Source organism: Thalassoroseus sp. (assembly GCF_984380535.1).
In genome coordinates this window covers 78,801-91,913 of record NZ_CFHRBF010000022.1, presented here as the reverse complement: position 1 = coordinate 91,913, position 13,113 = coordinate 78,801, and the positions used below count along the sequence as shown (strand labels likewise).

General features: G+C 53.5%; 4 protein-coding genes and 2 tRNA genes. 4 read left to right on the top strand and 2 right to left on the bottom strand.

The window, feature by feature from the left end:
- Window positions 1–40 precede the first annotated feature (40 nt).
- The 4 genes from AC5DDB_RS25895 (at window position 41) to AC5DDB_RS25880 (ending at window position 6,332) form a co-directional block, all read left to right on the top strand.
- Window positions 41–4,849, top strand: a complete 4,809-nt coding sequence (locus tag AC5DDB_RS25895; RefSeq protein ID WP_491742663.1) for a PQQ-like beta-propeller repeat protein — start codon at window positions 41–43, stop codon at window positions 4,847–4,849.
- Window positions 4,850–4,920: 71 nt separating this feature from the next.
- The gene (locus tag AC5DDB_RS25890) at window positions 4,921–6,054 is read left to right on the top strand and encodes an ATP-binding protein (protein ID WP_491742662.1); all 1,134 of its coding nucleotides are present in this window, start codon (window positions 4,921–4,923) and stop codon (window positions 6,052–6,054) included.
- A 63-nt stretch (window positions 6,055–6,117) separates the two neighbouring features.
- Window positions 6,118–6,189: transfer RNA gene (locus AC5DDB_RS25885), tRNA-Phe, on the top strand.
- 70 nt (window positions 6,190–6,259) lie between these two features.
- Window positions 6,260–6,332: transfer RNA gene (locus AC5DDB_RS25880), tRNA-Glu, on the top strand.
- Between the two features lie 177 nt (window positions 6,333–6,509).
- Here the strand turns inward: AC5DDB_RS25880 and AC5DDB_RS25875 are convergent.
- Window positions 6,510–12,341 carry a PVC-type heme-binding CxxCH protein gene (locus AC5DDB_RS25875; RefSeq protein ID WP_491742661.1) on the bottom strand — a complete coding sequence of 1,944 codons (5,832 nt, stop codon included), beginning with the start codon at window positions 12,339–12,341 and terminating at the stop codon, window positions 6,510–6,512.
- Between the two features lie 183 nt (window positions 12,342–12,524).
- Window positions 12,525–13,034, bottom strand: coding sequence for a GNAT family N-acetyltransferase (locus AC5DDB_RS25870; protein WP_491742660.1), 510 nt, complete (start codon window positions 13,032–13,034; stop codon window positions 12,525–12,527).
- Window positions 13,035–13,113: the final 79 nt, after the last annotated feature.

The window sequence follows — 13,113 nt, the reverse complement described above, 5'->3', positions numbered from 1 at the left end:
TTGATCTGAACTCAAACCGTTTGCAATCGAAACGTTTCCGATGGCCAATCGACTTTCCGATGCCGAACTTGTCGAACTCGTGCAGCAAAAAACTCCCGAGGAGTTATCGCTGGACGAAATTGAACAACTCCGGTCGCGGTTGCACAATTCGCCCGATCTGCAACGTACACTGATCGAGCAATTGCATTTGGAATCGTACCTCAACACCGCGCTGGGGCAGACGCGGATTTCCGCGTCCGAGATCATGAGGCGAGCGAACGCCGTCAATCAGCCGAAACGACCATGGACGCAGTGGGCGTTGTGGACCGGCTTGGCAGCACTCCTGATTGGTATCGGGTTTGTCGTATGGCGTGGCAAGGACCAAGAGCGACCGCAAGTGGTGCAGAACGATCCTGTTAATGAAACCACCGAAGAGCCCCAAACCGATCCGATCGAAACAGTAGAAAAAGTCGACGTGGCTGATGCCGGTCCTCAGTCTGATCAGGAACCGATCGACGTGGCGCTAGCCCCCTCGGATACGAACAGTGTTGCAAATGCCAACCCCAACACGAATGCCAATACTTCCACCGAAAACGAGGCGGCAGTCGTCAAGATCGACGAATCCGCACCGTGGTTCGAAGGACTCCATCCTGGTGCCCAGATTCAAACCGTATCGGCGGTCAGTCTCGATCCCCCCGCATGGATTCATCGTGAGTCCTTCTTCAAAGCAGAAGCCGTTCAATGGTGGAAATCGGTGCCAGGGCACGGTCTGCGGATCGACGAACGCGAAGTTCATGGAGTCCACTCCAGCTATCTGCAGGGCATGGCGAAGTTACAGGCTCCGTGGGTCGACGAGGCCGTTTTGCGAGTCGGGTTGTACGACCACGACCAACCGCAATTCCATTTCTGGAATGGAGTTGAAGGGGTTTCGATTCGCGGGTACTTCAATTTCACGCCTCGTTCTTGGTTGGCCTTTGCTGCAACTCGTGAAGCCGGAAAGCCGCAACCGAAGACCATCGTTCTCCACGATTGCGACGACGGGATTTACAGTCGCACGGCCTACGGACCGATTGAATTCCGCTGGCAGGACGGCGAGTTGGTCATGTCTCGCGGGGATGTCCGAATGTTGACGGTTCCGATGAAAAAACCTCCCACGGAAGTCTACTTCGAAGGCAAAGCCCAATTCTCCGAATGTCAGATGTACCGCGGCGAGCCATTGCCGGACCAACTGCCGGAACCGAACGCCCGATTGGTCGATTCCACCCGCCCAGCCGATTGGGATTGGCTAACGGACCAATCGCCTGATGGTCGCAAAACTCTGCATGATTTGGGCCAAGGGCGTCGCGTGTGGCGAGAAACCATTGCTGAGGGGGTGACCGTCGAAGCTCACGATAGCGGAGACGTTAGTCTCGCTGTCGAAGCGACCGAGCAAATTCAGATGGCCACCGCCTACACACCGGGTCGGCAGTTCCGTGAGATCATTTGCCGCATCGAAGACATTGCTCCCGGCACCGGCCTGACATTAGTCAGTGATTCCAATACTGTAATGCAACGACTTGCGGTGGTCAAAGACCGCAAAACCGGTCGCCTGTTGCTCTCGTCACAAAATCCTTATCAAAAAGATTCCGAGATCGATCACGATTTCAACTCCCGGTTTTCTCCAGTCATCGAGGATGGACAATGGCTGCGGATTGTTCCAGGATTCCAGTCCATAGCCGTTTACACGTCGCGGGATGCGATCCACTGGGGGCGGGCAATGCATCACCCGATACGCTCGATGTCGCAACGGGTCACGAGTATCGGATTGTTCGTTTACCCCACGAAACAACCGACGAAAATTCGGCTGAATCATCTCGAAGTCCGTGAACTCGACGCCATTTCGTCATTAGCTTCGATTGCAATCCGTCAGCAGGTGCCGAAGTGGGATTGGGAAGACTCTCCAAACGACGCGGAATGGCATCGACGTGTGCTTACAAGCCGACCGAATGACGTATCGCTTGCGGACTGGCGGCGGGCATGTGCCGTGGAATTCTTGCTGCAACATGAATGGTGCGAGTTGTCGTCGAACCTGTTGCGAGGTTTGATCGACGCAGGGCTTTCCAGCGAGACTTCGGCCGACGAAAAGATTCGACTTCTGAACGAGGTCGCGTTGTTGTTCGATCTGTGGGGCACGCGGGAGGCCAACAGCTTTGTGCGAATGTACTACCGGTTGGCTGAAATTCTCTCGGATGATGGCCATCCCACGCCATTCCGCACCGTCATGCGGACGCTCGTGACGGCTCCGATCTGGACCGAGAGTTCTTGGAAAGTTGCCGAGCCAGACTTTGTTAGAGAGCACGTCGTCCAGGAAGTCTTCCGCGAGAATTGGCCCGAGGTTTGGGCGTCGACACGGGAGGCACATTTCTGGAATACGTCTTCGAATCCGCACCATTCTCACCCGTGGGTTTCCGCCGATTCCAATTTGCTGCAATGGGCCGAAACCTTGGCAGCTCGAAACGATGCCACCCTCGACACCGAGAATCGTTGGGGCGGTCGTGGACGGGGGCGGCGACGTGGTGGTTGGTTGCCTCCATTGGTCACGCAACTCAGTAAAGAAGGCTATAACGTAATGGCGGAATTCGAGGCGGCGATTCGCTCCGAAGCATGGGAGGATGCATGCCGAATCGTCACTTCTGTCAATCGTGGTGGAATGTTGGGATTGCTGCCCGATGCACGAGATGAACAACTTTTGGTTTCACTTCCACGTGCCATCGCTTTGACAATGCAAGAGTACCCGGAACTTGGCCGGGAAATGAAATCAGAGTTCGAAGCGGTCGGGCGATTGCGAGTTCGCGAGGCGATTACCCAAAGCGATGCCGCCACCATCGAAGCCGCTACTGTCCGGTTCTATGGCACGGAAGCAGCCGCGGAAGCCCACCGTTGGTTGGGGGACCAGGCCATCGCAGCCGGTCGGTTCGAACAAGCAGTGAACGCCTACGAAAACGGTCTGCACTCCGCAACGGGCGAACTGGCGGAAGAACTGACCAATCGGCTGAGTTTGGCCACCAGTTTTCTCGGAAATGCACCAGGTGAACTTCCGGGGAGCGACGTCAGTTTCAATCAAACCCATCTGCCGGGAAGTGAGTTTGATGCGTTGCTTGCGGACTTGCAGACCACTCATGTGCGTACGGTCGAAGGCAATGTCAATACATCGACGAGGACGGTCTCGGTTCCCGCGCCCAGCCGATACACCGTCCAGGAACTTGCCCTGTTCGGCGGAGATCTCGGTACGGACAAACCGAATTCACACAACCGCGAAACGGATATGGTCGGTCGGCAGTTTGCATTGACCATCGCTGGCGATCGCGTTTACGTTTCCAACCGATTTCAAGTCACAGCGTACAATCGGCAAGACGGTACCGAAGTTTGGCGACGCGGGGTCGGAGGTGAGCAAACTTCGATCAACGACTGGCCGGGTGTGGCCATGAAACCGCTCGTCGTCGGGAACAGTGTGTTTGTCCGTCGACTTTCGAAACGTGGAATCGAATTGGTATGTCTTGCCGCTGACAATGGTGAAGTCCGCTGGACTCAACGTCCCGACGGGCAAATTGTCACTGATCCGATCGATCAAACGGGGAAACTCCTTGCAGTCGTGGCAACAACGCGACAAGCCGGGCTGATTCAGATGGAACTCACCAGTTTCCAGCCGGAAACGGGGGAAGTCCTCTCCCAGCGAACGATCGTGCGTCTACGCGATGAATGGAACGGTCGACCGGCGTGCCAACTCGCGGCGATCGACGGCAAACTCGTTCTCACGACTGGTGGAGCGACCGTTGCGATGGACTCGCTGGGGAACGCGCATTGGCTGTTCCAACAACCGTGGTTGCCGAATTCTGCGGAAGCGGATCGGGATCGCAAATACGCCCAGCCACCGGTGTTTGCCGGCGAGACCATTTTCACCGTTCCGCCGGGGACCCGAGAATTGGTCGCCCTGGAATTAGCAAATGGCCGTAAATTGTGGAGCCATCCGATGCCGGGCATTGTCCGGTTAATCAATTCGACCGACGAAGCCGTCATCGTGCAAACACAATACGGCTTCGAAGCTTTCCGCGTTACCGATGGGGAGACGCTTTGGCAACATAACGTCAGCGACATCTGCTACGGCATCTCATGCGACAATTCACAGCTGCTATTCGTCCGCATGCTGGCCATCGGCGAAGGGATTCCTTGTTTAGTCTGGCTAGATTTGAAAACGGGAAAAGAGACGTCCCACGCCACTCTCGATGCACTCGCGGACCAGGTTGACCGTGTCGGTCCGCTTGTCGTCGATAAGGATCGCTTGCTGACGCTGGTCGGAAAAGGACACGAGGACAATTCACGACGTCTCGTCGAACTCCAACCGGAATCCGGCGAAATTGCCGGGCCGTTGTTGCCGTCCGATTTGACGGACTGGCTTGGCAACGTCGTTCCCGAAGCGATGCATGCAGTGGCCCGTGTTCTACCCGGCTGGACGCTTCTGAACGAACAAAGCCCTCGCGGTCGTGAAGACGAACCGTTGTTCCAACCGGAGTTTCGCGGCGAAACAGACGTCCTCGCGACACAAACGGTGAAAACGCCGGTGTGTTTTGCCCGCGAAATGGATCCCGATGCCAAGCAACTCGAGGTTCGAGTGGGGCATCGTTCGGGAGAAGCGTGGACATTGATCATCACTGCGGATGGGCGGGAACTTCTGCGGGTGCCCGTGGATGACGAAACCGCGCCTGATGGCTGGTTGTCACGTTCTGTTGACGTCTCTGAATTCACGGAAGGGAACTGGCTGACGATCACCCAATCGACCGATGGCGAACAAAAACCCCGGTTCGCATACTGGAAACACGCGAAATTTCAGTAGCATTCTGGTATATCTGGCCACATCACAAGACGCACCTGGTCTCGACCGTTTCCCAATCGGAAGTTCCTGCGATGGCCAAGAAGAAAGCCGCTTCGAAACGCACTACCACCAGCAGCAAATCTGATGTCAGCCACCTGCGATTGCACGCCGAGCAACAATTCGCAGCGGAGCTTGAGGCATTAGCAGAGGTCGACGAACGGCAACGTCCGCCCGGTTGGAAACTGTCGCCGTGGGCAGTGAAGTTGTATCTACTCGGGGGCAAACTCGAGAATGGTGTCGAGATCACACCAAAATACGTGGGCAAACCCCGTCTGATGGAAATTGCCATTGCCACGTTGGCGACCGATCGGGCGTTGCTTCTCTATGGCGTGCCGGGAACTGCGAAGAGTTGGGTCAGCGAACATTTGTCGGCAGCAATTTCCGGCACATCGACTTTGCTCATCCAAGGTACCGCCGGAACGGATGAATCCGCCTTACGGTACGGATGGAATTACGCTCGGTTACTCGCCGAGGGGCCATCACGCGATGCGTTGGTCGAAAGTCCGATGATCATCGCGATGGAAGCGGGTTTGATCGCGCGTGTCGAAGAACTCACCCGAATTCCTAGCGAAACGCAGGACACGCTCATCACGATTCTGTCCGAGAAGTCTTTGCCGATCCCGGAACTCAATCAGGAAGTCCAGGCGGTGAAAGGGTTCAACGTCATCGCAACTGCCAACAACCGAGATAAAGGGGTCAACGAACTTTCCAGCGCACTCATGCGTCGTTTCAATACCGTCGTATTGCCGGTTCCCGATCGATTGGAGGACGAGATCTCGATTGTCAGCCAACGGGCAACCCAGCTTGGGCGAGCACTCGAATTGCCTGCCGAGATTCCAGCATTGCAGGAGATTCAGCGTATCGTCACGATCTTCCGCGAGCTTCGTAGCGGAGTCACCGAAGACGGTAAAACGAAGCTCAAATCACCGTCTGGGACGCTCTCGACTGCCGAGGCAATTTCGGTGGTTTCTAACGGCATGGCAATGAGCGCGTTCTATGGTGACGGGGAACTAAAAGCCGACGACGTTATCGCTGGTTTGGTCGGGGCAGTTGTCAAAGACCCCGTTCAAGATCAGATCGTGTGGCAAGAGTATCTGCAAACTGTCGTCAAAGAACGCGACGATTGGAAAGACATCTACCGAGCCAGCCGCGATTTTTCCGGTTAGAATCCTATTGCTCGGCGAAATTCAGCGAACTTCCGCTTTGTGAGGCTCTCTAAGAGAGCACGCGGGTTGGTAGCTGAGATGGTTTAGCAGCGGTCTGAAGAACCGCAGACGAGGATTCGAGCGCCTCCCAACCCACCTTGCTGAACTGTGAAGCGAGAAGTTCGAGGCGAGACATGAAATCTCCCTCAAACTTCACACTCCATCCGGCCCGTTCGACTTCGGGTGAGGTCATCGGTCTTTCAAGCCGAGTAGGTTGGGTTCGACTCCCACACGGGTCACTCTTGCCAAATCGCTACTACCTTGGCTCTTTGGTTTTGCGTTTTCGCATCGACTAGTGTTGGTCGATTGTCTAGGAGTTCATCGCATCTGTTAACCGCTCGAAACTTGCGTCCGATGAGTCTATTGCGAGCGGTTTCATGTCATATCCATCAAGATTTGCAATCGAGTATGGCCGATTACTCGTTTTCTTCGGCATGTCCTTCGGGTAATAGAACTTCAAGTTTGATGTTGCGAAAACGAACTTCCGTTTGACCGCCACTATGAAGTTGGAACGCGATGATTCCGCGATGGGCGCCTTCGGGATCATCTAAGTCGACGCACTCTTTGCCATTGATGAGCGTTCGTATGTGATGGCCTTGGGCGATCACCTCATACTGATTCCATTCACCGGGTTTGACATACTGCTCTCCCGATTTGTTCCATAGCAATGCTCGACCATGTTCCTCATACAGTTTCCCCCACCAACCCACGCCGATATCGGCTTGGTAGCCACTGACTTCTCCATCGTGTGCTTGGCTACGGAACTGAATTCCACTGTTGCCGGCGTTGTCAACGAGTTTGACTTCTAGCGTGAGGTGGAAGTCTTCGACTGACAGATCACTGACAATCCACTCATTCTGTTTTAGTCCATCAGTGCGGCCGACCAACTCTCCGTTCTCGACAAACCATAGTCCTTCAGTCCCATTCCAACCTGTCAAGTCACGGCCATTGAAGATTGTGGTCGCGTTCTGCCTGTCAGCGAGCATGGGCGTTTGTTGTTTACCCTGAAGGTAGGCGATTAGCGATCTCACTTCGTGAGGGGGAAGTTGTTTCAGCTGGCCATCGGGCATCATCGATTGTTGACTCTCGGCGCGTTCCTCGATTTCGTCTTTCGGCACAACGACTAATGCATCTGCGGTTTGCAACGTGAGACTATTGCGATTCTCGCTTCTGATTAGTCCGTTGATAACCCGTCCATCGATCGTCGCGACAACCGTAGGTCGGTATTCCTTCGCCATCACAGCGCTGGGGTCCACGATGTTGCTGAGAAGATATTCGATATTCGCACGGTTCGAACCGGTAAGGTCCGGTCCAATTTTGTTTCCGACACCGTAGAGAGTATGGCACTTCATACATGTTCTCGCGAAAACCGCTCGCCCAAGTTCGGGGTCTGCGGGCGGATATTGATCAGAGGCAACGAGGGCTTTGATGTCTGCGATGAGCTTGAGTTTATCTTCAGCAGTCTCTCGAACCGTCCCCCAAACGTTCTTTAAAAGCTCATTGATTTCCTCATGTTTGAGGAACTGTAGTTGCCGAACGAGATCCGCCGTGAGATCTGTTCCAGGGATTTCCTTCGTTTCGATCGCTTTTAATAATGCCACACCTGTTGACGCTCTTGCACACAACGTTCCAAGTGCCATGCGTTGTTGGGTCGGTGTGAAGTCTGCATAAGCTGAGAGTAGTGCCGGTGCAACGTGAGGATTATCGTATTGAGCCAGACCTTGAATCGCAGCGACTTTCAATTCGTCTTCAGAATCTAGAAGAGAATTTAGCGTAGGGACCAAGCCAGGGTCACCGGCGTCTAGTAGTGCATTAAGTGCAACGAGTCGGGTCTTGACATTGGCCGATTGATCTTTGACTTGATTTCGCATTTCGGCAAACGCATTTTCGTCACCAAATGTGACTCCCAACGCGGTCGCCTGCAAACGCACGTCTTGGCTTTCGCTCGCTAGCAATTTCTGAGAAACCTGTTGCCAGCCTTCAGGGGCTTTGACTTCTCGTTGCCCAGTCAATGCAGCACGAATCGCTGTAAGATAGGTCAGTTGGAGTTCTGCCGAGTCCGATGCTCCAAGACCCTGGACGAGTGTTGCTAGTGCTGAGTCCCCACCGGAACTGCCGATGCGACGCAACATGAATTCTCGCAAGAGCGGAATTGCCTCGCCAGCCGACATTGCTAGGGCAAGTGCACGGTTAGTATCCACTTCCGCTAGCGGCTCAGCTGCATACCAGTACATAAGCGACAAGTTATGATCGCTCGCATCTTCGGCATGAGATGTCAACGCGGACAAGAGTTCCCACCGTTGGTTAAATGCTAGTTTTTGAACGGCCGATGCGAGATAAAGGCGGACAACTTGCGATTCGTCATGTTTTGCAAGGTTGATCAACTTAGGCAGGAAGTCTTCAGGGACCGAAACGAGTTCCTGATTGGCGCCTTGATTCTGATTTTCAATGGCTAGTTGTATGGCCCAGCCACGAACATAGGGGCTATCGTCAACCAACATTGTTAGGATGTCTTCGTTTTCAATCGCCCCGGTAACATGTAATGCCCATGCGGCCCGCAAGCGACGCGTATCGTCCTCATGATTCGTGAGAACATTCCGGAGATATGTGATCGCATTTGGATCGATCGCCTGGTTCGCAGCACGTTCCTGAAGATTACGTCGTGAATGTCGGACGTACCAGTCGTTTTGATGTAAGACGAGTTTGGCAAGATCTAAGTCGCTTGATGTTGCAAGGTCTGTTTTTGGCGCGGAAGTTTCTGAAGGGCCGTAACAGATCTTGTAGATCCGTCCGTTAGTTCTATCGTGGACGTTCGCTTCTCTACGGTGACAAGCCTGCATGTCGTACCAGTCAATCATCCAGGCATTACCATCAGGACCGTAACGCAGGTTCAAGATCTGTGATGCTTGGTCACCCGTCAGTAGAAAATCCGGCCCGTGACTGCCTACGTAGCCAGAACCGTTCGGCTTCAAAACATCCATGTTTAATCGTTGACCGTGGATGTTGTTCATAAAGATTTGATTACGATACTGTTCGGGCCAGTGTCCTCCGAGATAGATCATCGCACCGGCATGCGCGTGTCCGCCACCGGCTGCATCGGATTTACTATTGCCACTATGAGGAGTTGCCCCCAAGTAATGAAGGTGGTCGGCAATGGTTGTAATATCGCGGTAGGTATAGGGGTTGAAATGCTGGCCGCCTTGTCGTTGATACCGTGCTCCTTGGATGATGTGGTACAAGTGCGGAATGACACATGCCGTGATGAATGCCTGCCCGTGGTCATTGAAGTCAACGCCCCACGGATTACTTGTCCCATGTGCGAAGACTTCGAATTCGTGTTTCAGGGGATGGTATCGCCATACGGCACAATTGAGCGGAGTGCGTTCTTCATCGGGTGTGCCAGGCTTCCCAACGCGTGAATGAGTAAACACACCGTGACAACCGTAGAGCCAACCGTCAGGCCCCCAGATAAACGCATTGAGAGTTTCGTGGGTATCTTGATAACCCCAACCGTCGAGTAAAATTTCCGGTTCGGAGTCGGGCTGATCGTCACGGTTCCGATCGGGAATGAACATGAAGTATGGAGCAGCACCGACCCAAACGCCTCCGAACCCTACTTCCAATCCACTGACGAGATTTAGTCCCTCGATAAACACTTTGCGTCGATCGAGCGAACCGTCTCCATCAGTGTCTTCAAAAATGAGGATACGGTCTCGACCTTTCTGACCTTTCGCCCGCACGGGGTATTCGTAGGCTTCGGCAATCCAAACGCGACCACGGTCGTCAATCGCCATTGCGATCGGCTGTTGCACATCAGGTTCTGCGGCACCAACGGCCACGTTGAATCCATCGGGAAGTTTCATCGCGGCAGCAGCTTCAACAGCAGTCAGTCCGGCGTAGGGATACTCGTCGGGAGAAAGTGCAACTGCAGTGGGTGTAATCTCTGCAGGCTTTGTCGCATGAAGTCGAAAATGATCAAAATTTAGATGACCCCAGCCGCCTCGATGGTTATCCACTAAGCGAATCAGGATCTCTTGACCGAGGTGTGGTCGCAGATCGACGGTGATTTGTCGAAGTGATTCGCTTTTCGTTCCGACCGTCCGATAGAAAACTTTGCCAGTATCTTTTCGAACGAGTTCGACACGGGTGTTCTCGCCGTCGCCACCATTCATCAGGAATGTGGCATAGCGTTCGGTCACTTTGAAGGGAGCCGATGTCAGAGTGCCGACGCGTTCGTCACCAAACTTTTCAAATCCGCCAATCCAATATTCGCCTTCATGTCGACTTCGCATATCCGAGCGACGCGGAAACACTGTATCGCCCTTGATAGGTTGCCCCTCCCAAGCGTTTCCTTCCGCCGTCCAGTCGGCAAGGGTGCCGGTTTCGAAATCGAGATTGAGCACACGACGGTCTGCCGACTTCGGTTTCGTGCCCATTGCAGACGACGTAGGCTTCGGTTTGATCGATTTGCCGACTACAAAGCGGCCATCGGCTTGCTTGATGCGAAGGTAGTCGATGGCGAACATATAAGCCTTAGCTGCTTTAGTGTTCGCGCCTAGCAATTGAATATTGAGTTTGTGACGTTTGCCAGAAACCTCGATTTTCGGGAACGAGAGGACGCCAGTGGTCACGACTTCAGGATCATAAAGATCGATTGGGGGGCCAATTGTTTGGTCGTCGATCGCTAACTGAACGATGCCATAGTCACGCGCCCGGGTCAAAACGACTTCGATGTCGACCGTGCCGGTAAACTCGGGAAGGTCAAGGGCGAGTGTGTCGCCGGGCTTTCCGCCGGTCCACCATAGCTGTGCATTGTTGCTCCACGAGTCCTTCGGGAACGGCGACATGTTCTGCGACTTCACAGTTCCGACGGTCGGCTTTCCGGCTAATGTTTCCCCTTCGATCGAATCAGCAACATGGCCGGTTTGGGGATCGATCTTGGCACTGGGGCCGCGTAGTAGTTTCGCATTAGTGATGCTAGGAAGTTTCGGTCCCGAATAGACTTTCGGCTGCGCTGCTAAGAACTCGACTTCACTGACACTCTGGACTTGGTGAGTCAACACGTGGGCACCGAGCATTCCACCGACGACTATGTCGGGATGGTTGTCTTGATTGACATCGACAATCGAAATTTGCCGACCGATTCCGCTTTCGCCGTCGGCTTGATAGGGAATCCAAGTGACACCATCGTCGTTTCGAACAAGTTTGAACCAGTACACCACCGCACCTGCATCCCACTGTGGGCTTTGTTTGTGATGCGACCAGTAAGTCTTGCCGGTGATGATATCTTTGAGTCCATCGCCATCCATGTCGGCCAAGGCAACGGAATGCAGTTCGCTAAACACCACCCCGTACTGATTTTCTGAAGGGTGTTCGCCCATGACTAAATGATGTTGAAAGGTCGGTTCGCCGGACTTGTCGGTCGTCGCAATTTGCTCATACCAACCAAGACCAAATTCGTGTGCACGATGACTGGTGATGATATCGTTGTCCCCATCGCCATCCACATCGTAGGCATACATCTCCGCACCGCCGTAACCTTCGCTAAATGACACCTCATGAGGAATCCAACGGGATGTGAGTTGATGGGTCAAAGGCTGCTCGAACCATCCTTGAGAATGAATAATGTCTTGGCGACCGTCGCCATTAACATCGCCGACTCCCAAGCCATGCCCGAATTTCTTGGCTGTCACTTGCTCCGAAACCGGATGGAAGGACCAGGCATCGAACGGTCGTTCCCAATCAATAGTTGCGAATCCAAAAAATCCGTCACGAGTGCAAACGAGTTCCGGACGTTCATCACCAACAATGTTGACAAGTTGAGGTGATTCGTTAGAGACCCAATCGAAAACCTGATGCTTCGGCCAGTGGGACGCAAAGCCGTCTTCACCGGGATTCTCATAGACATACGCTGGGGTTCCGGGGAAACCGACGATGAACACATCATTTCTACCATCGCCGTTGAAATCGTACAGCCAACTAAAAAAGTTGTTTGCGTACCCATTCCGATTCTGCGGTACCGGTTCATAGATTTCGTGCTTGCTCTTAAAGTCCGGGCCGGCAAACCAGTACGGGCCATACACGATATCAATGTGCTCATCACCATTGATGTCCGCCGCATTCGCCCCTTCGGAGAAGTAGACATCCGTAAGTTGTTGCCGGTGGAACGTGTGGGTCTCAAAGTCCCCCGCGTTTGCCAAGCCCACATGAAGAAGCAACATGATCGAGGAAATGGTGAGATAGCGCATTCAAAAACCTCGTATGAATGAGAGAGCAATGCGATCGCTTTGCCCGGCACGCGTGTGAAGTATGATAGTCAGTCTACAGACTCGTTCTTGAATCTGAAAGCCATTAGCGTTCATTGATCGGATCGGAGGGTGAGTCGCGGTTCCCTGGCTGTGGGAATCGGGATGACTGATGATCTTGGCGTGCTAGTCGAGTGCAAGGAATGGCGGCGGATACTCAATATGACCATGGATATCGGACAGCGAGCCTGGTATTAGTTCATAGGCCATCCATGCGTCACCGCCTCCAAACGGCGACTCTAAGTTTTTCGCAAGTTCCGCCGAAAACCCGAGTCGAGAATAAAACGCGGGGTGTCCGAGTACGACGATGATGGCATGCCCAAGTTTCTGGCAATAGTCCAACCCAACTTTTACTAGCTGACTACCAATACCTTGTTGTTGGTAAGCGGGTAAAACCGACATTGGCGCAAGGGAAAGAGCTACCAATGTTTCACTAGTCGTGACGAGATTGACTCGACTGAAAAGTATATGGCCGACAATCGTTCCTTCGGTTTCTGCAACAAGCGAGACCTCCACATAGCCGCCATCACGAAGAGCGTCGACCAGATTTGCTTCCGCGACACCTTCGAACGCTAACTGATTAACACTTCGTATGCGGTCGTAGTCCTCAACAGTCTCTGGACGTATTTTGAACATTGTTCTTCAGTCGAGTGTAGTTATGCCATATCACTACGGCAGAGAAAAAAGAGTGGTCTATGGTTCGTTCGATAGGATT

Excerpts from the sequence above, each read along its gene's own strand:
- AC5DDB_RS25895 (WP_491742663.1), top strand. The coding sequence starts at position 41 with ATGGCCAATCGACTTTCCGATGCCGAACTTGTCGAACTCGTGCAGCAA.
- AC5DDB_RS25890 (WP_491742662.1), top strand. The coding sequence starts at position 4,921 with ATGGCCAAGAAGAAAGCCGCTTCGAAACGCACTACCACCAGCAGCAAA.
- AC5DDB_RS25875 (WP_491742661.1), bottom strand. The coding sequence starts at position 12,341 with ATGCGCTATCTCACCATTTCCTCGATCATGTTGCTTCTTCATGTGGGC.
- AC5DDB_RS25870 (WP_491742660.1), bottom strand. The coding sequence starts at position 13,034 with ATGTTCAAAATACGTCCAGAGACTGTTGAGGACTACGACCGCATACGA.